The sequence below is a fragment of the Streptomyces sp. NBC_00569 genome, from assembly GCF_036345255.1.
GTDB lineage: Bacteria > Actinomycetota > Actinomycetes > Streptomycetales > Streptomycetaceae > Streptomyces.
In genome coordinates this window covers 9,972,602-9,992,529 of the sequence record NZ_CP107783.1, presented here as the reverse complement: position 1 = coordinate 9,992,529, position 19,928 = coordinate 9,972,602, and the positions used below count along the sequence as shown (strand labels likewise).

Sequence of the window (19,928 nt, the reverse complement as noted above, 5' to 3'; positions counted from 1 at the left end):
TACGTCGACGACCATGCACGCGCGCAGACTCCACCTGCTCTGCCCTTGCTCGGGCTCGCCCGCGGCGAGCGGAGGCTTCTCACCTACGGCGACAGACAGCAAGTCACCGCCTGCGGCTTCGATACCCGCAGGCCATGCGGATGTCCCTGCCGCATTGTCGACGCCAGGCCGCCGCGGTCATCGAGGAACAACGGCACTGGGGCTCCTCAGACGGCGAGTGCGGGCCGCCCCCGCCTTCCGCATCCGGCCACTGTGATGAGCTGGGCAAAGGTCGCACGTCCCACTGATGAGCTGCTGGCTTTGTGCACGAGAACGAGCAGAACCTGTTCACCAGTTCGGGAGGCTCGGCGACCGGTGACTGTTCGAAAGCCATGAAGGCAATGCCACTCACCTTGAGGTGTTGAACGGCCGACGTTCAGGAGGCTGGACTGGCACTGATGTGTTCTGCCTGTCGGGCCAGCAGGCCGGAGGCGGTGACTGCCGTTGTCCGGCGGACCAGGTCGGTGAAGTCCAGGCGCATGGACGCCAGTTCCGGGTCGGAGGCGTAGGCGGCCAGTCGTGCCGTCCCAAGGGCCGGAACAGGGCGCAGAACCCCTGCTGTACGCCGCCACCAGCCCCGACGCCGGCGGCTACTACGGCCCGCGCTGGGCAATGGTCGGCCCGACGAAGCCCACCTCGCTGCCGCGCAGCGCCCAGGACAAGGCCGTCGCGGCACGCCTGTGGACCGAAGCCGAACACCTCACCGACGTCTCCCTGCCGCCCCAGAAACTCTGATCGATGTCCACGCATCGCCCGCGGCGTAGCCCAGGAGGGCGGTGGCCACGGCCAGTTCGACGGCGCCGCTCTCTGGGCACAGTCAGCTGTTGGGCGCGGTCCGAGCGCAGCTTCAGGGTCTGCCAGTGACCGGCTCCAAAAATCCTGCGGCTAACCGGCCGGCCAACTCAGCTGATCAGACCCTCAAAGCAGTCCACTCAGCCGCCAGATCGGCCACTCAGACTCAGTACAGTGACTGGGCGCTCCAAGGCTTGTCTCGTAAGTGACTCAGACGTACCTGATGACGTTTCCGTCCCGTCGTCATCCGGTGAGACTGAGGTCGTGCAGGCGGGCGATGCCGAGCGGAGCATGCTCATTGCTCGCTGCGGAGCTTGTCGAGTTCCTTCTCGAAGGCTTTCCGCGCCGCGATCAGCTGGTCGTGTGCGTTCTCCTGCGTCTTGTCGCCCTGGTTTCTGAATGCCTCGCTGAAATGTGGCTTGAGTTGTGTCCACCAGCCGTAGTCCAGCATCGCCCATGCCTGGGGACACAACGGGGCGCGGGTTTTGGGCAGGTAACCCGCACCGACCAGGGGTTCGTAATACGCCTTCTGGTCGCTCCCTTCGAGGTAGCAAAGGAAGTTGAAGACTCGCTGCTGGGTGACGGGGTGATCGCTCGAGAGTCCCTCCAGTGTCAGCTTGCCTTCCTTGCGCGCGATTTCGTCGAAGAGGAGTGCGGCTGACAGCGACGGTCCCGGCCCAACCTCGTTGACGGTGTAGAACGACGCGAACCCGTCGGCGGCATCCTCCTCCAGGCCGAGGTTCGCAAGGAGGAGCTGACGCTGCAGGGCATGGCCCATTTCGTGGCCGAAGATGAACTGGGTCGACAGGGCAGTCAGGTCGTCGACGTTGTACTGGGCCTGGGGGAACACAGCCGGGCGCTTGACCGTCTTGACCACGTCATTGAGGACCCCTTCGACCTGGGTCAGGAACGCTGGGGGCACATAGATCGTCCGGCCGTCGGGCTGGGTGACCGCATCCGTAACCCCTGGCGGGACCTTGTCCGTGACCTTCACGTCCATGTCGTACGGGAGGGCGACTCTCTCGTTCACCCAGTCGGCGAGCTGCTCGAGCACGCGAGACTTCCGGATCAGCCCTGCCACCTGGCGGTTCTCCGGCTTGATCGCCTCGTCCTCGTAGACGACCGTGACCCGACCGTTCGTGGCAGCCGTGTCGCCGGCGTCGTCACACGAGACGACCGCGTAGCCGGCGACGAGCACCGCTCCCGCGAAAGCAGCCCTCGACATTGCCGAGTGTCCACTTTTGCTCAGCATCCTGGTCAGCTCTCTTCTTTGACCGCGCTGTTGGGGCGGGCGGTTGCAGTTTCGCGGCCTCCGGAGTCGCTTACCGATACCGCGGGCAGGACTCCGCCCTGACACCCGGATTATGATCGACAGACACTGCGTGCACAATCATCCCTTTATGTCGATTTATGTCCCGCTGGTTCGAGCCAAATGATCTCAGGCGTGCCGGTTCGCCTCCAGGGTTCCTCGTCATCCGGCGAGGCTGAGGTTGTGCAGGTGGGCAATGCCGAGCATGGCGAAACGCACGTCGTCGCCCCTTCAGGCGACAGTCGCGGAGGGTCTTCCAGCCCCTCATTCGCGCGAAGGCGTGCTCGACACGAGCGCGGACCTTGCGGTGGGAGGGGTTGCGCTCCTCTTTCCAGGCACGGAGATCGGCCTGGCCGGGCCAGCGGCGATACGGGATGACCAGGCCGGTGCTCCGGTAGCCGCCGTCCGCGATCACTATGTTCTTGCCGATGACGGCCTTCGCACCGGACAGTTCCCACGCCTTGCGGCCGTTGGCGGTTGCCGGGCACTGGCCGGCCGACAGCGACAACCAGGCGGTTGTCGGCGTCGATAACCACCTGATGGACACCGCACAATGCGCCGGCCAACGGTGCGGGGTTACGGGCTGCCGGTGGAGGCGGCCCGTAACCAGTTGTCGCGCGGCCCAGAACTGCCGGCCGGGTGCCGCAGGCTGGGGCATCGCCCACGTCGGCCTGCGGGGCGAGGACGCGGGTGGCCGGGACCGCGCGCCCCGGTCAGCAACTCAACGAAGCGTCCTGCGGTGCGTTCCCTGCAAGCCTCACCTCAGCTTCGTGACCTGCTTCTCGATCACGGCGGTCGGCTGGTCGAACGCCTCACCGCGGGTGACCGCCGCGATGTTGAACGACGAGAACCCGGCGAGCGTGTTGCCCACTCGAAGGACGACGACCTTGGTATCGGCGGTCGTGCCCGCCGCCTTCGTCCCCACGGTCCAGGCAACGGCATCGTCGCCGGCCGAAAGCTTCTCCTGTGTCACCTTGGTGACCTGCTGCTTCTCCCCGTCGGTCGTCATGGTGAAGCCGCCGGCGCACTTCTTTCCAGCGTCCCGGAGCGTGGCGAGGGCCTGTGCCGCGTCGTCGCCGTCGTAGGACCAGAGGGAGGTCATTGTCTTGGTGATGTCCAGCGAGTCGATGGTGGCCTGCTCGGCCTCGTCCTCCGTCAAGTCCGCGAGCTCCTTCATCGACGGCATGCCCTTCTTCGCCGCGGCGGACTCGTGCACGACGAGCCGCTGCACGCTCGCCACTGACTCGGTCGGCGGCAGGGCGGACAGCACCTGCCCGACGGGGTCGCAGGCGGCCTTGGCGACGGAGACCGAGCCGGGTGCGAAAGCGTCCTTCTTCCCAGGCTTTTTGATGTCGTGGTCCTTCACGTCGCCCTGGGTGACGACGCGCTTGTTCAGCTCTGCGGCGGTGAGCGCCTTCGCCGCGGGCTTCGATGCCGACGCGCCGTCCTTCGTGTCGGCACCGCCGCCGCACGCGGTGACCACAAAGGCGCAGGAAGCCACAGACACGGCCAAGGCCGTACGGCGAATAACGGTGGAACGCATGGTGCCTCTCTCAGTGCTCAAGCCCCTGCACCCAGACCGGGCCACAGGTTCGCACACACATGACCACCAAGATCGACTAAAGGTTGTACGCGGGAGTAGCCGTCCTTCTTTCCGCGGACCAGCGCACTTGCACCGGCCCCGTCACGACACTCCAAGCCGTCGTCAGGGGCTGCCGGGTGGGCTGGACAGGGACGCGTCCGGCGGTGAGTTGCAGCTCTACGAGGCGGGCGGATTCACTGGACTCTGCGTCCCTGCGTCCCTGCGTCCCTGCGTCCCTGCGTCGTACTGAGTGCCCGCTGGGAACCAGGTTGCCGCCACGTTGAGTGCGGCCTACAAGGGTGACCTGTCCGGCGGGGGGCAAGCGGGGTGCTGGGCCGGTGGCCTCGGTGAAGTTGACCGGGCCGACGGAGAATCCACCCCGTTGAAGCCGACCGTGTCTTCGGAGAAATCCGGCGGTGATCAGGCCAGGGTTGTGGCGGGGCGCTGTATGACGATCATGGCGGCGTCGTCGTTCAGGTGTCCGCCGACGTAGTGCAGCAGGTCACGCCGGAAACGGCCGAGGAAGGCGTCGGGGTCGTTCTCGGTCCAGCCGGTGATGCGCTCGGCAAGCGGATAGAAGGTGCCGGTGGAGTCGCGGGCCTCGGTGACGCCGTCCGTGTACAGCAGCAGAAGGTCTCCCGGCTCGAACTGGAAGCTGTCGACGTGGTAGCGCGGATGCGCCAGTTCGCCCAAACCCAGCGGAGGCGCAGGATGAAGGGCGTCCATCGTCGCCGGACTGCCGTTGCGAAGGACGACCGGCGACGGGTGCCCACAGGCGACCATCTGGACCTGGCCGTCCCCGTCGGGGATGTCGAGGACGAGGGCGGTGATGAATGTTTCTCCGTAGCAGCCCGTCTCGCCCGGCTCCATCAGGTCCCAGCACACACTGCGGTCGAGGTAGGCCACCAGCTCGCCCAGGCTCGCCTGGCGGTGGGCCGCGATGCGGAACGCTCCGAGCAGCAAGGCGGCGTCATTGACCGCGGTCATCCCTTTGCCTCTCACGTCGCCGACGATCAGCCGGGTGCCGGAAGCGGTGCGCGCGGCCGCGTAGAGATCTCCGCCGATCTGGGCCTCGGCCTCAGCGGCAAGGTAGAGAGAGGCGGCGCGCAGCGGTCCGAGCCGCCTGGGCAGTGGTGGCAGGACCACGCGCTGGGCGACCTCGGACACGTACCGCACTTGTGCCAGCTCTTTTGCGCGCCGCTCCCGCAGCACACAGAAAATCACGAGACATGTGCCGACCAGCACCAGGGCGATGATCTGCGCCTGATGGTTGGAAGAGAGCAATTGGTTGGGATCGCGCAGCAGCCCGATGATCGTCTGTGCGACCACCGCCAGCGCAGCGATCAGACCCACAGTCCGGGGCCTGCCGAACGACGCCGTGATCGCGGGGGCCGCGACGAGCAGCGGACCGAGGTGAATGTTGGCCGGCGCAAGGATGTCGATCACGGACACGGCAACAATCCACGCGATCGGGATGGCGAGCAATGCCCGCCCCGGTCGCTCAGGCCGTCGAAGTCCTTCGAGGCGCGGCGACATGACTCTTGTCTACACCGCCCGTGCTCGGCTCGCACGGGCTGAGACGGGCAGAGCGGTCGTCTGCCGCAGGCGGCGCCGACGCACCCTTCGCATTCACGAATCCGATGACTTTCAAGCTTCGGTGGCCAGGATCAAGGTTCGATGGCACAGGACAGCAGGCGGTATCACGGAGCGCGACGACCGGCGACGTAGTGTCGAATGACGGCCGGCAGGCAACCAGTAGGTCGCTCATGGTGTCGCGTTCACGCGGCGAGCGATGTTGAGAGCGCAGGGCGGTGCGGAGAGCGCAAACCCGGCGACGTCCCGGACATCGACCGGCTGGGTGTGCCGGACGGACCGTCCAGGGACGAGAGTCGTGCCGCCCTTCTCGGTCCGGCGCAGCCACCACGGAAGAAGGCTCACACACTCACCCGGGTCCAGGATCCGCCGGGTGTCGGCGTGGATGATGACCTGCACATTCCCCGGGAAGCGGTAGCCAGCGGAAGGCACTACGGCCGACCCCCTCACCGGGGCCGTTTCTACCTCGTCAGCGCACCGCTCTCAACAGCCGATAGAACTGCCGCATCCGCGGCCCAGTGAACGTCCCCCACCGCGGCCTATCCCTCAACGCCCCACCCATGCAGGGGACATGCCCGGTTCAGCCCTGGCTGCCGCATCTGGACACCGCAGCACGTTGATGGCGCCGGTGACAAGCGGCAACCCGGCGGTGACTCCTGGGAACCTCTGAGTGTGATCGCCGGCCGAGACATCAGCGAATTTCAGTACCCTCGAGGCCCTCATGCGGGGCGCGTCTCAGCGTGCGCCAAGACCCCGAGGAGTCTCCCCCGGGGTCTTGGCTGTGCGGCGGGACTACTCCGATGAGGTCGCGACGGACAACGCATAGTCCACACCGGTAGAGAAGTCATCTGACTGTCCGCGGATCTTCAGCGAGTGCTTTCCGGGAGCCAGGGAAGGCAACTGGACCCACAAGCCGCACCCTGTAGCTGTGAAGCGCTCTTCCTCCCCGGTAACTGCGTTGCCCCGAGCGCTTTGAACCGTGATCAAGTCGCCTTGGTAGGTCTCCGGCTCAATCTCCCTGCCGTCCAGGAGCACGGTCCCCTGCACGCTGCTCATGAAAGCCGCACAGTCCGAACGGTCCCCGAAGCGATTCACCAGAGGGAAGGCGACGGGCCGACCGCCCGGGACCTTGCATGCGCGCTCGGCCTGACCACCGAAGGTGCCGGCCAGGAACCACACGTCTTGCGGCTGATTGAGCCCGCACGCCGTCCTGGTCGGCAACAGGGTTGGTCTTCTCGGGCTCCGACGCTGCCCATGTCCACCATCGGCCCTGCAGTTCCGCAGAAGAGGGGCGAGCGTTCGCCGTTGTCGATGAAGTGAGGGGAGACGGCCTTGTCGACGCCTGTCCTGCCGCGTCGTCCGAGCCTGCCGTTGACTGTGTACCGCACCCGGCCAACGCAGCCAGCACTACGACGGTCAGCCCCGTCATTCCCGCCCTGAACCTCATACGTGCCCCTCCCCACCGGGCGCGCCGGCTTGTCTCCACAGCCTGCGCGCGACATGAGCGGACACCCTATCCACGGGGGCGGGAGCCAGCTGCCGGGCGCCGGACGTCGCGCCGGCCCCTACTCCGACCGCGACATCGCCGCCGGGGCCGTGAACAGCGCCTGGACTGCGGACTCGACCTGGGCTGCCACCACCTCGGGGGTCGAGGAGTCGAGCTTGCCGTCCAGGTGCAGGAAGGCCAGGCCGTGGACGAGGGCCCACACCGTGGTCGAGAGCACCTCCGGGTCGGCGCCGGGAAAGGCGCCGCGCACCATGTCGCGGACGTACTCGGAGATGGCGGCTGTCGCCGCGACACGTTCCTCGTCGGCCGGGTCGCACGGCTCCGCGAACATGACCCGGAACATGGCCGGGCGGTCGAGCGCGAAACGCACGTAAGCGACGGCGACCGCCGAGAGTTCGGTCGGAGTCGTGGGCGCGGGGTGCGCCGAGGCCAGCTCTCCTGCGAGTTCGCGGTACCCCTCGGCGGCGACCGCGGAGACCAGCGCGTCGCGGTCCGCGTAATGGCGGTAGGGGGCCGTCGCAGACACTCCCGCCCGCCGCGCCACCGCCCGCAGCGACAGCCCGGCGCTGCCGTCCTCTTCCAGCAGCTCCCGCGCGGCACGCAGACAGGCCGCACGCAGATCGCCGTGGTGGTACGAGCTGCTCGCTTGCGGCATAGGTCACACTCCCTCATGTTTACGACGCTTACATCGTTGCCCTAATGTGAACGCTGCACACATCGTAGGCGATCGAGATCGAGAGGAGAACTCGGATGACCAGCAAGCTGTTCTCGCCCATGTCTCTGCGCTCCGGGCAAGTACTGGACAACCGGATCGCGAAGGCGGCCATGGAGGAGAACATGGCCGGCGACGGCCAGTTGCCCGACGAGGAGCTGTTCGGGCTGTACCGGCGCTGGGCCGAAGGCGGCACCGGCCTACTGATCACCGGCAACGTCATGGTCCACGCCGAGGCGCTGACCGGTCCGGGCGGTGTCGTGCTCGACGACGCCGCGCCGCTGGAGCCGTTCGTCGAGTGGGCCAAGGCGGGCAAGGCCGCGGGCGGGGCGATCTGGATGCAGATCAACCACCCCGGCCGCCAGATCGGCTCCGACATGCCCGGCGTGGTGTGGGGCCCCTCCGCGGTCGGCGTCGACCTGGGCAAGCACAGCAGCCGCTTCGGGCGCCCGGTCGCCATGACCACCGAGCAGATCGAGGAGACCGTGACCCGGTACGCGGTCACCGCCCGGCGCGCCGAGGAGGCCGGGTTCGACGGCGTCGAGGTCCATGCCGCTCACGGCTACCTGCTGTCGCAGTTCCTGTCTCCCCTGGTCAACAAGCGCACGGACCAGTGGGGCGGATCCCTGGAGAACCGGGCCCGGATGCTGCTGGACGTCGTCCGCGCGGTCCGCGACGCCGTCTCCCCGTCCTTCGCGGTGGCGGTGAAGCTCAACTCCGCCGACTTCCAGCGCGGCGGCTTCGACGCCGACGACGCCCGCCAGGTGATCGCGATGCTCGAGCCGCTCGGCGTCGACCTGGTCGAGCTGTCCGGCGGCAGCTACGAGAGCCCGGCGATGTCCGGCCGCCCCGCCGACGCCCGCACCCAGGCCCGCGAGGCGTACTTCCTCGACCTGGCGAAGGACCTGGTCGGCACCAGCCCGCTGCCGCTGATGCTCACCGGCGGCATCACCCGGCGCGCGACCGCGGAGCGCGTCCTCGACAGCGGCGTGGCGATCGTCGGGATGGGCACCGCCCTCGCTGTCACCCCCGACCTGCCTGACCGCTGGCGCACCGACCGCGAGGCCGACCGGCCGTTGCGGCCGGTGACCTGGTCCGACAAGGCCCTCGCCTCGGCCGCGGGCATGGCGCAGGTCCGCCACCAGATGCGCCGCATCGCCCGCGGCAGCCGCCCCACGCCGGGCACGCACCCGGCGATAGCCCTGCTCGCCGAGCAGCGCAGACAGCGACGGGCCCTGCGCCGGTACCGCACCTGGCTCAACACGGCGAGGCGCGCCGCGTAGCCGACCACCGGCCACCAGCCACCGGCCACCGGCCACCGAAGACGCCCCGGATACTCGCGCCGGGACGCGAGCACCTGGGGCGCCTTCGGTCTGTCAGTGGGCCCTTCGGCCCCGCGCCCTCGGCCACGCGAGCGCTCACCCCGGCAACCACGCCGATTCCCCACGCCCCGCCTCCCAGACCGACATCCGCGCGGACATCCACGCCGGCCCCCCGGGGCGACATCCACGCTGGCACAGGCAGCCGTCCTCGTACCGCTTCCCCTACCGCAGACGGCGCGACCCCCCCCCGGAGCCGCGCCGTCTGTTTCTCTTCGCCTCAGCGGGAGCCGACCGCCTTCAGGACCTTCAACGCGCCGGTCAGCAGCGCGGCTCAGGTCTCGTGCGCGATGCCCGTCGGCGGGGTTAACCCCTGGAGCGCTGTTGGGCGACGGTCTGGGGCTCGGTGTACTTGAGGATTCCCTCAGCACCGCGGCAGCGGCCGAGGCCGGAGTCGCCCATGCCGCCCATCAGGCCGTCCCACGCGGCGGCGACTGCGCGGCCCCGCGCCCCGTCGCGGGACCAGACGCTCGCGTTGAGGCCGCACGGCGTGGCGTCGGCCCGTGTGCGATCGCATGGACGCAGGCTGCACCGTGGACGGCGTGCGACGAGCCCGGGACCATGGACCGCATGCCGACCTGGACCATCAGGCCCGAGCCCGTCACCGGTGCGGCTGTGGACGAGGCGATGCGGCGGTACTTCACGGAACTGGGCCGGCGGGTGCTGGGACGCTCGGCGACGGAGGCAGAGCTCCGCGCGGTGCTTACCGAAGACCCGCACCAAGACCTCGGGCCGCCCGGCGGCGAGTTCCTCGTCGCGCGCGGCGACAACGGCGAGCTCCTGGGCTGCGCGGGGCTGAGGATCCTTGCCGGCACCCCGAGAACGGCGGAACTCAAGCGGATGTACGTCTGCCCGGGCGGACGGAGAGCGGGGCTGGGCCGAGGCCTTCCGCTCGCCGTCGAGGACTCGGCCCGAAGACTGGGCGCCACCCGAATCGTGTGCGAGACAAACACCCAGCTCACCGAGGCGCGGGCGATGTACACGCGGTACGGATACGAGGAGACCCAACCGTATGAAGGCCACGGCGGGGCGGATCACTGGTACGCGAAAGCCCTCGGGCAGTGAAGCTGGCGGAACATCAGTCTGCCTTCTCTCGGCGAATATCGGTGCGGAAGATTCCGGATGCCCGGCTCTCGCGTCTCTGTCGTTGCCTGCACCCAGGGCTGAGGCGCCGCTTCGCCACCGGTGTTCCGCTGGTGCAGCCATGTCTGTGCCCGGTGGTGCGTCCCGTGCTCCAACCGGCTTGTCAGTACCTGGTGCCATCCCGCTTCGGGCTGTACGAGGTCGAGGCCGAGCACATGCCTCGCAACTGGCCGCGGTGGGCAGCGCAAACCGTACAGACGGACCTGAAGGTCACCCACGGCAACCCACGCGATGTGCAGCACGCCTCGCGCTTACCGGACTGCGATCTGTCCCTCACCGCCGACGAGAACTTCCTGAGGATGCTGGACCAGATCGCGGAACAGGCACCCGTCTCAGTGGGCCGTGACCGGCGCGTCGCCCAGCCAGCCCACGACGGCAACGTCGAAGCGATCCAGCCGGCGCTCCACACACTCTGAGACCCACAGCTCCAAAGAACTGTGGCGTCAGAGCTTCGGCAAGGCTCTACTGGGCGGCCGGTGGCATCCGGACAACCGCGGTCCCGCCGTCCAGATCCACCGTAGTTCGGTTCGGTGGAGCCCCGTCCTCTTCGTCGTCGCGCATGAGAAGTGCCGACTGACGCTCCTTCAGCTCGTTCTGCTTTCCTGGCGAAAGGCTCGCGTGCAGTTGCTCGAACCCGGTCGCCGAAATCTGGCCCTGCCGAGCTCCGTTCCGCCACGGAAGAACGCCGGCCCTGCCCGCACGCAACAGCAGCTGATCAGCGAAGGCCAGCGCAGTCAGGAGGATGACCAATCCTGGCAAGGTCATGAAGACGACGAAAACCATGCCCTCAGTATCCAGGCCCGGCCCACCCACGCGCCCTGTGGTTCAGTCGCCGGCCTCACGGACGCGCGGGCGGCGGCCTCGTGGACCAGGCTCTTGCCGGTCACGAAGGCAGCCGGCGAGGGCCTGGAGGGCGAGGGTTGTTGACTGCTCTCCGGTACGCGCGAGGTCGTGGAGATCAGAGTTCGGGGGCGGCATCGGGGATGACGACATCGGCTTCCTACGAGGCGACTACTCGCCCGCTCCCAAGATCCCATTCCCGGATCCTGTTCCCTCGGCACCGGGCATTGACTACAACGACCAGAACCTCAGGCAAGCCCGCCTGACCGTGCTCGCGTACAGCGGTTCATGATCGACCACGTCCTGGAGGAACAGTCGCCCCGTCCGGAACTGTCTTGAAGAGTCCACACGCCTCACCCCGATGACGCAGTGACCTTCCTGTTCCGCGGCGAACCGAGATCACGAAGTCCTGCTGGTACTCGGAGCCGACCGCGGAATGGATCCCTAGCCGAAGATTGCCGGACACCGGCAATGCGCGGAGGTCCGCCGAGCATGCATGCTGATGTCTGCCGGGAGAAACGGGGGGCGTCAGTGGAAGCAAACAACCCGCAGCGCAGTGCATGCACGATGGCTTCGGGCCTGGCGGTAACGGTCTTCTGCTGCTTTACGCGGCTATGGGCTGGCCAGGGCGGGGGTAGTTCCCGAAACCGGACCACTCTTCCTCGGCCTGCCGACCGCGTTCGCCAGCTCCTTCCTGCTATCGGCCCTGCGCGAGGAGCAAGCTCCATTCCGGCACTCATTGCCACATCTGACTGCGCAGACGTTGGCCGGCAAACGGCCTGTCGACATCACCAACACGCCTGTCCCACATAGACAGTTGAGCGACAACAGGCCGTGGTCACCACCAATACAGGAGGCGCTGTGTTTCCCAACCAATGGTCACACGATGCTGCGGAAATCAAGGCCCACACACAGGTGCGCCGCGACCGCATTGAGGGGAACGCTCCCCTCGGCAAATTCCTCGCGATGGTCGCGCTCATAGTGCTTGCCATGGCCATCTACGTCGTCCTGGCCAGATGACTGAGCCCCTTCCCAAGGCGGCCAATGACCGGCCTGGCCCGGCTGATCCGCAACGAGCCGTCCCGCGACCGCAGCAGAGCGGATCAGCCAGGACAGATTCCGGATTGAGCAGTGCAGAGAGGTACGCCCAGGTCGCGCACCGTGGCCGACCCCGTCTGGTCTGCCGGCGGGCGAGATCTCGAACAGGGCGGTGCGCCTCAGGTCGGCGTGGCGCCCTGAGGTCGGGAATCTCGTCGTCGGCGACGCCTCTGGCCGCGACATCCGGTCACCGCAGCACGTCGATGGCGCCGGTGACAATCGGCAGGGCCCGACGGTGAGTCCTGGGAGCCTCTGAGCGTGGTCGGCTGCAGAGAGGCCGGAGAAGTTCAGCATGATCTAGCGCGGAACCTCGGGCGTTCACGCCCGGGAGGAAGCGCTTCTCAAGATGGTGGTGACTCGCACGGGTGCACGAGTCCGCACTGTTGGCCTCAGTCGGGACGCTTCTGGTTCTCGATGTACTCCTTGATGATCGCCAGCTGTGCGCCGCCGCAGGACGCGGCGAAGTAGGACGGGGACCAGCAGTGGTCGCCCCACAGGTACTCGTGGATGTGGTTGGGGAACCCCTGACGGAGCTTGCGGGCTGAGACGCCCTTGCGGGAGCCGAGCAACTGGGAGATGGCGACCTTGGGCGGGTCGTGCACGAGCAGGTGGACGTGGTTGCGCTCGCCGTTGAACTCCGCCAGCTCGGTTTCGAAGTCGGCGCACACGGTCCGCATGATCTCTTCGCAGCGCGTAAGTATCTCGTCGCTGAACGGGCCGCGGCGATACCGGGGCGTGAAGACCAGATGGGCATGGGGGGTCTAGATGACCGTGCGACCCCGGCAAATATTGGGGTTTGCCTCTCGGCGTGGTGACATGGATCCACTGCAGTACGGTGATCCGCATGAAAATCGTGACGCAGGTGAAGCTGATGCCGGAGGCCGACCAGGCCGCCGCGCTGTCGGCGACTCTGCGCACGGTCAACGACCTGGCATGTTGGGTTTCCGAGGTGGCGTTCGCGCATGGTGTCCCGCGTGAGTACGAGCTGCGCAAGCACACGTACCCGCGGCTCAAGGCCGAAGGGCTCGGAGCGCAGGCGGCGCAACACGTGATCAAGAAGGTGCGCGATGCGTACACGACGCTGCACGCCAACATCCGCGCCGGGAACCTTGGTAAGCCGAAGTCGAAGCGGCGGATCAAAGCCGCCTCGAAGCCGATCACGTTCCGTCCCCGGGCCGCGCAGCCATACGACGACCGGTGTTTGAGCTGGCAGTACGACGCACAGACCGTATCCATCTGGACAACTGCCGGGCGCATCAAGAACGTCCGCTTCGTCTGTTCCACCGACGCTCTCAAGACGCTCCGTGACTACCGCAAGGGCGAGGCAGACCTGATCGAGCGTGACGGGGTGTTCTACCTGATCGCCACCTGCGAGGTCCCCGAGGCTGAGGCGTACGAGCCGGACGGCTTCGTCGGCGTGGACCTCGGCATCGTCAACATCGCCACCACGTCCACCGGATACCAGGCCGCCGGACGCGGCCTGGGCCGGTACCGCAAGCGTCAGCTCGCCCTGCGCCAAGCTCCAGAAGAAGCGCACCAAGTCCGCCAAACGCCGGCTCAAGGAGCGCTCCCGCCGCGAGACGCGGCACGTCAAGAACACCAACCACATCATCGCCAAGACGATCGTGACCGAGGCTGAACGCACCGCACACGGCATAGCCCTGGAAGAACTCAGGGGCATCCGCCAGCGGGTACGGCTCCGCAAGCCCCAACGGGTCACACTCCACTCCTGGGCCTTCGCCCAGCTCGGAGACTTCATCGTCTACAAGGCCAAGCGGGCAGGCGTGCCCCTGGTCTACGTCGATCCCGCGTACACGTCGCAGACGTGCGCCGAGTGCGGCCACGTCGACAAGCGCAACCGTGTCGACCAGGGGCTTTTCATCTGCCGGGGGTGCTGGGTCGTTGCCCACGCCGACCGGAACGCTTCCCACAACATCGCCGCACGCGGCGCTGCTGTGTGGACTGCGGGGCGTGAGTCACGCGTCCCTGCCACCCCATAGCGGGTGTCTGGACGGAGGAGCCAACCCAGCAGCCAGCTGGGCACTACCTCCAAGCCCGGTCCTTTAGGGCCGGGTCAAGTTGACTACCGTCGGGGATCGGCTGGGCTGCGCATCCGGCAGCTTCATGGGCTTGAAACGCGAGACGCAGTGCCGACTGGTCTCGCCCTGCGAGGGTCGACGGAGGAGCATGGGAGATGGGGCAAATAAGGGAGGCCCGCCATGAAGTCCAAACCCTCGGATTACGACACCTGGCTGTACTCTCACACACCCTCCCAAGCTGAGGGCGAGCGCGACGACCTGGCTGAGCGTGCAGCCCAGCACCCCGACGTCCCCAGGACCGAGCCGTCCCAGGCGGAGGGCGAGCGGGTGGACGACATCAAGACCAAATGACCGCACCGAGCCGGGCTGGCCTTGCCGGGCCAGGCTCGCTGCGGCTCGGCCCGGACGGCCGTCCCGAAGGGCATCGCCTGTCGCAGCGCCTTCGGCTGCGGCGAGCGTTCCGTCGTGTTCGCCGCCTCAGGTGCATCGTCCCGCCGGGTTGTTCACACGGCTGATGGACGGGCTTGCGCCGGGTGCGATGTGGCAACGATGGCAGTCTGAGGCAGCAGCGCCGCCCGCCACCGGCAAATCCACCTGTGGGCGGTGCCCCGCGAGATGCCCGTCTCGGCGGCGACAAAAGCAACAGGGCAGGCGGAAAGCCCACGTGCGACGAGCGACCGTCGGCCGTGATTGGTGGGGCACGAAGACCTTCGTGTGGTGCAGTCAGCTGGAGGCGTCGGGGGTGAACGTGACGGGCAGCTGTTCGGGGCCGCGCAGACCGCCCGAGCGCCAGCGCAGTTCGCTGGCCGGCACGGCCAGGCTGAGGTGAGGCAGGCGACGCAGGACGGTTCCCACGGCGATCTGGCCCTCGAGCCGGGCCAGTGGCGCCCCCAGGCAGTAGTGGATGCCGTGCCCGAAGGCGAGGTGCCCGTTGTCCTGCCGGGTGATGTCCAGGCGGTCGGGGTCCGGGAACTGCGCCGGGTCGCGGTCGGCGATGGCGGAGGCGACCAGCACGGTCGCGCCGCGCGGGATCGCCACTCCCGCGATGACGACGTCCTCGCGCGCGAACCGGGCGATGCCGGGGCTGACCGGTCCGTCGTAGCGCAGGAACTCCTCGATCGCACCGGGCAGCAGGCCCGGATCCTCCCGCAGCATCTGCAGCTGGTCGGGGTGAGCGAGCAGTGCGGCGATGCCGCTGCCGATCAGGTTGACCGTGGTGATGTATCCGGCCACCAGCAGCAGGAAAGCCATGGCGATCAGCTCATCCTCGTCCAGCTGGTGTTCCTCGTCCCGGGTGGCGATCAGCGCGCTGAGCAGGTCGTCGCCGGGCCGGGCCCGCTTGTCCTGGAGGAGTCCGGTCAGGTACGAGCGCATGTGCCGCCACGCTTGGTCCACCCGGGCCGGGTCCGGCGGCTCGGGTCCTTGAAGGATCATGGAGTCGGTCCACCGCTGGAAGTCGTCCCGGTCGGCGACGGGCACACCGAGCAGTTCGCTGATCACAGTGACGGGAAGCGGCAGCGCGAAGTCCTCGACGAGTTCTGCCTTGCCCGCCGGCACGATCACGTCGAGCAACCCGTCGGTGATCTCCTGGACGCGTGGCCGCAGCTCGGCCACCCTGCGGGCGGTGAACGCCTTGGAGACCAGGCGACGCAGGCGGGTGTGGTCGGGCGGGTCGGAGCGGAGCATGGTGCGCAGCATTGACTCGCGCTCCGTGGCCGGCAGCCGCTCGAGGAGCCGGGGGTCCGAGGCATCGTGGACGTCGCTGCTCAGCCGTGAGTCGGAGAGGGCTGCGAGGCCGTCTTCATAGCGTGTGACCAACCATGCCTCGAGGCCACCGGCGAGGACGGCGCGCCGTACCGGGCCGTCCTCGCGCAGCTGCCGGTAGAGCGGGAAGGGATCCGTCATGAAGGCCGGATCGGCATAGGGCAAAGGGACCGGCTGCTGGCTGCTCATCAGGCCTCCAGGGGTCGTCACGAACCCACACGGCAATGTTGTCCTTTTTGAGGGTATATGCCTCATCGACTCGGATCGCGGAGGCCACCGAAGGGAAGGGCTGAGATGGAGCGGACGACGTGCTGCGTGGTGGGTGGCGGCCCCGCCGGAATGGTCCTCGGCCTGCTGCTGGCCCGGGCCGGTGTGGACGTCACGGTCTTGGAGAAGCACGGAGACTTTCTGCGCGACTTCCGTGGCGACACGGTGCATCCCTCGACCCTGGCGCTGTTGGACGATCTCGGCCTGGCCGAGCGCTTCGCCCGTCTGCGGCAACGTCGGGTGACCGCGGTCCAGCTGCCGCTCGGCGCGGACGGTTCGCTGGTCACCGTCTCGGACATCAGCGCGCTACCGGAGCCGTACAACTACGTGGCGATGGTGCCGCAATGGGACCTGCTGAACCTCCTCGCCTACGAGGCCCGAAAAGAGCCGTCCTTCTCCGTGTTGATGAACACCGAGGCGACATCTTTTTTGGAGGAGCGCGGACGGGTCACCGGAGTGCGGTACCGCACGTCCGACGGCCGCACCGGTGCACTGTGGGCCACCCTCACCGTGGCCTGCGACGGTCGGAACTCGCTGGCCCGCTCGCGCCCCGAACTTCGGCTGCGGCAGTTCACGTGCCCCATGGACGCCTGGTGGTTCCGGCTGCCACGGCGGGAGGACGACCCGCACGGGCTCGTGGGAGGCGCCGGCGACCGGCTCCTCACCGCCATGATCGACCGTGGGGAGTACTGGCAGTGCGCCGCGCTGATTCCCAAGGGGACCGACGCCGAACGCCGTGCCGCCGGTCTCGAGCGGTTCAGGGCCGACTTCTCGGCCGCTGTGCCCTGGATCGGGGACCGGGCACATGCGCTGCGGTCATTGGACGAGGTGAAGATGCTCGACGTGCGGCTCGACCGCCTCCGCCGCTGGCACCGCCCCGGACTGCTGTGCATCGGCGACGCGGCGCACGCGATGTCACCTGTCTTCGGCATCGGCATCAACCTCGCCGTCGAGGACGCGGTGGCCGCCGCGCGCTATCTCATCGAACCGCTGCGCCGGGGTGCGGTCGGCCTGCGGGACGTACGCCGCGTCCAGCAGCGCCGGTGGCCGACCACGGCGGCGACGCAGGCACTGCAGCGGTTCGCTCACACCAGGGTCATCGCACCCGTACTCGCGGGACGCCCGCCTTTCGGCAATGCCAGGCGGGCGGAGCGGATGAGCCGCCTACTCACCACCTCACCGTGGCTCAAGCGCGTGCCGGCGTACTTCATCGGCTACGGCGCCGGACGAGAGCGTCCGCCCGCCGAATCGGTGCGGTGACCTGCGGCGCACAACTGACCGGCGGGCTTCGGCCTAGTCGACAGGACACGAACCATGACGTGAACGCCGCCCGTGCGCTCCTGGAACGGTCCGCCGAGACCGGCGTCCCAGGCAGCCATGAATGCACACTTTCACCGCCGAAATGCCGGCCGCGCACGGCCGCCCCGCTGGAACGGTCCTCGGCCTGCTGCCGGCCCGCACCGGTCTGGACTTCACTGCTCTGGATAAGCACGGTGAGTTTCTGCCCGACTTCCGCGGCGACACCGTGCATTCCTCGGCCCTGGGGCTGCTGAACGGTACTCAAGGGCTATTGAGACGCTCCGGAAATTGGCTCGCCCGGAAGGACGGCGTGGGCTCACAACTGACGCACGCCTTCGGCTGAGGAAGACTTGCGCCTCAACCGAATGAGCGCCTGGCCCGTGTCCTATGTCGCGGTCCGGAACAGCTCAGCGCAGTGCGGTGGCGTTGGCCGGGGAGCCGACTCCGCCGGTGAGATTGAGGGGCTTGACGGTCAAGAGGCTGTCCCAGTGCCCGGTGATGCGACTGTCTTGCACGAGTGCGGTGAGATTCCACAGTTCGCCGAGCGGAAGGCCCAGTCTCGCGATCAGCTCCTGGTGCATCATGCCTCCGTCCTCGGGGGCGCTGTCGTGGAAGTCGCTGTCGGGCATTACGGGGAGGACTTCGACGGCGAAGGTGTCGGTGGCCATCAGGGCGATGCGGTGATCCCAGCACCACGCGGCGAAGCCGCGTGTCTGGGCGAAGCCGGTGGCGCGTCGCCCGGCGCGGGTTTCGGTGCGCTGCTCGGGGGTGGTGGTCAGGTACCAGTGGGCCCATCCGGTATGGACCATGACCAGGTCACCGGGTTCGACCTTGTAGCCCTGGGCGGCGAGCGCGTCGTCGAGAAGGTCAGGGGTGAGGGCGGGGGCCTCTTGATGGTGTAGCACGGTGCCGCGTTCGCGGAACAGGCCGTCTATGTCGATGAGCAGTCCGCGGCCCGCCATGGGTTCTTCGGCCCAGAGCTGGACTCCGAGGCGGGGGCTGCGGGGTGTGATCTCGTCGTCAGGCACACCGTTGTAGAAGCCGTGTCCGGAGGCGCGGCGGTGGCGCAGCCCGTCGATCTGGGTGGTGGCCTGAAGATGGAAGTTGTCCAGGTGGTCGTCGCGGGCTTGGTCGTGTTTGGCGGTGATGTGGTGCTGGGGGATGCCGCGGGCCTTGGACATGGGCGGGTCGAAGGCGTCGAGTGCGTAGTCCAGGTTGAAGGCGAGGCCTCGGGTGACACAGTCGGCGGCGCGGCGTATTTGGTGTGGGCCGGCGAAGTTGGCCATGCCGCGGTCGGGGTGGTCGGTGAACAGGTGCCAACTGGATCCGGCGGGTGCGTCGGTGCGCTCGGTGAGCTGACGGTAGGTGGGCAGGGGCATGGGGGTGGAGGGGCTTTCTGTCAGGGGCAGCGTGCGGCGATCTCGTCTGCTGCCCTGCGGACTTCGCCGATGAGGCGGGTGTGGTCGGCTTCGGTGAGTTCGCTGCCGGTGCCGGTGATGCTGAGGGCGCCCATGACGTCGTGGTCGCGGCGGATGGGGGCGCTGACGGCTGTGACGTCGAGGACGCGTTCGCTGACGGACAGGGCGTAGCCGTCCGTGCGGACCTGGCGCAGGTCGGCCTCCAGGTCCTCGGCGGTGACGCGTTCGCCCGAGATGCGGGTGAAGGGGGTGGCGTGCTCGATGAGTGCGTGCAGTTCGGTGTCGGGGAGCCAGGCGGCAAGGGCCTTGCCGGCGCCCATGTGCAGGGGGAGCTTCTCCCCGAGGGGGAGCTGGTAGCGCAGGGGGTTGCGGCTCTGGACGCGGGCGATGAGGACTCGGGAGAGGCCGACGCGGACGTAGAGGCTGGCGGCCTGTCCGACGGTGGCGGCGAGTTCCTGCAGGACGGGGAGCGCGACCTGGCTGAGGCGGTTGTTGATCAGGAAGGCGTGAGCGGTGGCGACGGCGGCCGGTCCGGCGACGTAGCCGGTGTCGTCCTTGGCGGCGTAGCCGCGGTCGATGAGCACGTTGAGGATGCGCTGGGTGGTGGCGACATGCAGGTCCGCGCGGCGGGCGACTTCGCTCAGGCGCAGTGGCTGGCGGGTGTCCTCCAGGACGCCGAGGACGTCGAAGGCCCGGTCGAGGGATCGCATGGCGGAGGCTGGGGTGGCGGAGTTGGCCATGAGAGCTCCTGGATGGTCTGCTCGATAGAGAGTGTCTCGATAAGACTTATCACTCTACGAGCGGGTGGTGGATCGCACGTGATCCATCCAGGAGGTCGGTCGCCTCGCTACTGGGCGGTGCCGGCGGCGGCTGTGTGCTCGGGGATCGTGGGGCTGTGATCGGCTTCTTCTTCGTTCGTCCGGTACGACAGGACGAACGAGAGGATGCCGCCGATGCTCGCGGCGATGCAGGTGGGCGGCTGGAGGGTGGCTGCGACCTGCTCCACCCAGTGGGCGTCGCCGAGGACGATGCCCACGGTTTGGCCGAGGACGATGACCACTCCCCCGAGGAGGAAGACGACAATGCTGAGGCGGAAGAGGGGCTGCAGCAGGCGGGAAGCCATGGCGTTGCCTTTCTCTCGTACAGG

General features: G+C 68.0%; 18 protein-coding genes and 3 pseudogenes. 9 read left to right on the top strand and 12 right to left on the bottom strand.

Annotated features, from left to right (window positions below):
• Window positions 1-558: 558 nt before the first annotated feature.
• Window positions 559-774, top strand: coding sequence for a hypothetical protein (locus OHO83_RS45115; protein WP_266681452.1), 216 nt, complete (start codon window positions 559-561; stop codon window positions 772-774).
• A gap of 352 nt (window positions 775-1,126) precedes the next feature.
• On the opposite strand, the gene OHO83_RS45110 is transcribed toward OHO83_RS45115, so the two are convergent.
• The 5 genes and pseudogenes from OHO83_RS45110 to OHO83_RS45090 all read right to left on the bottom strand — a co-directional run bounded on the left by OHO83_RS45110 (window position 1,127) and on the right by OHO83_RS45090 (window position 7,477).
• Complete coding sequence (locus OHO83_RS45110) at window positions 1,127-2,029, bottom strand: DUF4344 domain-containing metallopeptidase (RefSeq protein ID WP_266681450.1); 903 nt, start codon at window positions 2,027-2,029, stop codon at window positions 1,127-1,129.
• A 273-nt stretch (window positions 2,030-2,302) separates the two neighbouring features.
• A pseudogene (locus OHO83_RS45105) lies at window positions 2,303-2,682 on the bottom strand (transposase); the annotation flags it as partial.
• 215 nt (window positions 2,683-2,897) lie between these two features.
• Window positions 2,898-3,647, bottom strand: a complete 750-nt coding sequence (locus OHO83_RS45100) for a hypothetical protein (RefSeq protein ID WP_266681448.1) — start codon at window positions 3,645-3,647, stop codon at window positions 2,898-2,900.
• 495 nt (window positions 3,648-4,142) lie between these two features.
• Window positions 4,143-5,258, bottom strand: coding sequence for a PP2C family protein-serine/threonine phosphatase (locus tag OHO83_RS45095; RefSeq protein ID WP_266681446.1), 1,116 nt, complete (start codon window positions 5,256-5,258; stop codon window positions 4,143-4,145).
• Window positions 5,259-6,880: 1,622 nt separating this feature from the next.
• Window positions 6,881-7,477: a TetR/AcrR family transcriptional regulator gene (locus tag OHO83_RS45090; RefSeq protein WP_266681444.1), complete on the bottom strand. Its 597-nt coding sequence runs from the start codon at window positions 7,475-7,477 to the stop codon at window positions 6,881-6,883.
• Window positions 7,478-7,572: 95 nt separating this feature from the next.
• Here OHO83_RS45090 and OHO83_RS45085 point away from each other — a divergent pair, with 95 nt between their 5' ends.
• Window positions 7,573-8,817: an NADH:flavin oxidoreductase/NADH oxidase family protein gene (locus OHO83_RS45085; protein WP_266681442.1), complete on the top strand. Its 1,245-nt coding sequence runs from the start codon at window positions 7,573-7,575 to the stop codon at window positions 8,815-8,817.
• Between the two features lie 370 nt (window positions 8,818-9,187).
• Here the strand turns inward: OHO83_RS45085 and gabD2 are convergent.
• Window positions 9,188-9,414 (bottom strand): annotated as a pseudogene (gene gabD2, locus OHO83_RS45080) (succinic semialdehyde dehydrogenase); the annotation flags it as partial.
• Window positions 9,415-9,483: 69 nt separating this feature from the next.
• On the opposite strand from gabD2, the gene OHO83_RS45075 reads away from it, so the two are divergent.
• Together OHO83_RS45075 and OHO83_RS45070 are read left to right on the top strand one after the other, a co-directional pair.
• Complete coding sequence (locus OHO83_RS45075; RefSeq protein ID WP_266681440.1) at window positions 9,484-9,978, top strand: GNAT family N-acetyltransferase; 495 nt, start codon at window positions 9,484-9,486, stop codon at window positions 9,976-9,978.
• Between the two features lie 164 nt (window positions 9,979-10,142).
• Window positions 10,143-10,472, top strand: coding sequence for a hypothetical protein (locus OHO83_RS45070; RefSeq protein WP_330280684.1), 330 nt, complete (start codon window positions 10,143-10,145; stop codon window positions 10,470-10,472).
• Between the two features lie 46 nt (window positions 10,473-10,518).
• On the opposite strand, the gene OHO83_RS45065 is transcribed toward OHO83_RS45070, so the two are convergent.
• On the bottom strand, window positions 10,519-10,839 hold the full coding sequence (locus OHO83_RS45065) for a DUF6191 domain-containing protein (RefSeq protein WP_266681436.1): 321 nt from the start codon (window positions 10,837-10,839) through the stop codon (window positions 10,519-10,521).
• A gap of 918 nt (window positions 10,840-11,757) precedes the next feature.
• Here OHO83_RS45065 and OHO83_RS45060 point away from each other — a divergent pair.
• On the top strand, window positions 11,758-11,916 hold the full coding sequence (locus OHO83_RS45060) for a hypothetical protein (protein WP_266681434.1): 159 nt from the start codon (window positions 11,758-11,760) through the stop codon (window positions 11,914-11,916).
• A 467-nt stretch (window positions 11,917-12,383) separates the two neighbouring features.
• On the opposite strand, the gene tnpA is transcribed toward OHO83_RS45060, so the two are convergent.
• Window positions 12,384-12,740 carry an IS200/IS605 family transposase gene (gene tnpA, locus OHO83_RS45055; RefSeq protein ID WP_266681811.1) on the bottom strand — a complete coding sequence of 119 codons (357 nt, stop codon included), beginning with the start codon at window positions 12,738-12,740 and terminating at the stop codon, window positions 12,384-12,386.
• Between the two features lie 98 nt (window positions 12,741-12,838).
• Between tnpA and OHO83_RS45050 the strand changes: the two are divergent.
• Both OHO83_RS45050 and OHO83_RS45045 read left to right on the top strand, forming a co-directional pair.
• Window positions 12,839-13,994: pseudogene (locus tag OHO83_RS45050) on the top strand (RNA-guided endonuclease InsQ/TnpB family protein).
• A 219-nt stretch (window positions 13,995-14,213) separates the two neighbouring features.
• Window positions 14,214-14,384: a hypothetical protein gene (locus OHO83_RS45045; protein WP_266681432.1), complete on the top strand. Its 171-nt coding sequence runs from the start codon at window positions 14,214-14,216 to the stop codon at window positions 14,382-14,384.
• A 372-nt stretch (window positions 14,385-14,756) separates the two neighbouring features.
• Here OHO83_RS45045 and OHO83_RS45035 read toward each other — a convergent pair whose 3' ends face one another.
• A complete protein-coding gene (locus OHO83_RS45035) occupies window positions 14,757-15,986 on the bottom strand; it encodes a cytochrome P450 family protein (RefSeq protein WP_266681430.1) in 1,230 nt (409 codons plus the stop codon).
• A 105-nt stretch (window positions 15,987-16,091) separates the two neighbouring features.
• On the opposite strand from OHO83_RS45035, the gene OHO83_RS45030 reads away from it, so the two are divergent.
• Together OHO83_RS45030 and OHO83_RS45025 are read left to right on the top strand one after the other, a co-directional pair.
• Window positions 16,092-17,324: an FAD-dependent oxidoreductase gene (locus OHO83_RS45030; RefSeq protein WP_266681428.1), complete on the top strand. Its 1,233-nt coding sequence runs from the start codon at window positions 16,092-16,094 to the stop codon at window positions 17,322-17,324.
• 121 nt (window positions 17,325-17,445) lie between these two features.
• Complete coding sequence (locus OHO83_RS45025) at window positions 17,446-17,706, top strand: hypothetical protein (RefSeq protein ID WP_323187162.1); 261 nt, start codon at window positions 17,446-17,448, stop codon at window positions 17,704-17,706.
• Between the two features lie 64 nt (window positions 17,707-17,770).
• On the opposite strand, the gene OHO83_RS45020 is transcribed toward OHO83_RS45025, so the two are convergent.
• The 3 genes from OHO83_RS45020 to OHO83_RS45010 all read right to left on the bottom strand — a co-directional run bounded on the left by OHO83_RS45020 (window position 17,771) and on the right by OHO83_RS45010 (window position 19,904).
• Window positions 17,771-18,742 carry a cyclase family protein gene (locus OHO83_RS45020; RefSeq protein ID WP_266681426.1) on the bottom strand — a complete coding sequence of 324 codons (972 nt, stop codon included), beginning with the start codon at window positions 18,740-18,742 and terminating at the stop codon, window positions 17,771-17,773.
• A 20-nt stretch (window positions 18,743-18,762) separates the two neighbouring features.
• Entirely contained in the window at window positions 18,763-19,521 is a 759-nt protein-coding gene (locus OHO83_RS45015) for an IclR family transcriptional regulator (protein ID WP_266681424.1), read from the bottom strand.
• Between the two features lie 107 nt (window positions 19,522-19,628).
• A complete protein-coding gene (locus OHO83_RS45010; RefSeq protein WP_266681422.1) occupies window positions 19,629-19,904 on the bottom strand; it encodes a hypothetical protein in 276 nt (91 codons plus the stop codon).
• Between the last annotated feature and the right edge of the window lie 24 nt (window positions 19,905-19,928).

Coding starts and splice junctions, on each gene's coding strand:
- OHO83_RS45095 (WP_266681446.1), bottom strand. CDS start 5,258: ATGTCGCCGCGCCTCGAAGGACTTCGACGGCCTGAGCGACCGGGGCGG.
- OHO83_RS45090 (WP_266681444.1), bottom strand. CDS start 7,477: ATGCCGCAAGCGAGCAGCTCGTACCACCACGGCGATCTGCGTGCGGCC.
- OHO83_RS45085 (WP_266681442.1), top strand. CDS start 7,573: ATGACCAGCAAGCTGTTCTCGCCCATGTCTCTGCGCTCCGGGCAAGTA.
- OHO83_RS45075 (WP_266681440.1), top strand. CDS start 9,484: ATGCCGACCTGGACCATCAGGCCCGAGCCCGTCACCGGTGCGGCTGTG.
- OHO83_RS45065 (WP_266681436.1), bottom strand. CDS start 10,839: ATGGTTTTCGTCGTCTTCATGACCTTGCCAGGATTGGTCATCCTCCTG.
- OHO83_RS45045 (WP_266681432.1), top strand. CDS start 14,214: ATGAAGTCCAAACCCTCGGATTACGACACCTGGCTGTACTCTCACACA.
- OHO83_RS45035 (WP_266681430.1), bottom strand. CDS start 15,986: ATGAGCAGCCAGCAGCCGGTCCCTTTGCCCTATGCCGATCCGGCCTTC.
- OHO83_RS45030 (WP_266681428.1), top strand. CDS start 16,092: ATGGAGCGGACGACGTGCTGCGTGGTGGGTGGCGGCCCCGCCGGAATG.
- OHO83_RS45025 (WP_323187162.1), top strand. CDS start 17,446: ATGCACACTTTCACCGCCGAAATGCCGGCCGCGCACGGCCGCCCCGCT.
- OHO83_RS45020 (WP_266681426.1), bottom strand. CDS start 18,742: ATGCCCCTGCCCACCTACCGTCAGCTCACCGAGCGCACCGACGCACCC.
- OHO83_RS45015 (WP_266681424.1), bottom strand. CDS start 19,521: ATGGCCAACTCCGCCACCCCAGCCTCCGCCATGCGATCCCTCGACCGG.
- OHO83_RS45010 (WP_266681422.1), bottom strand. CDS start 19,904: ATGGCTTCCCGCCTGCTGCAGCCCCTCTTCCGCCTCAGCATTGTCGTC.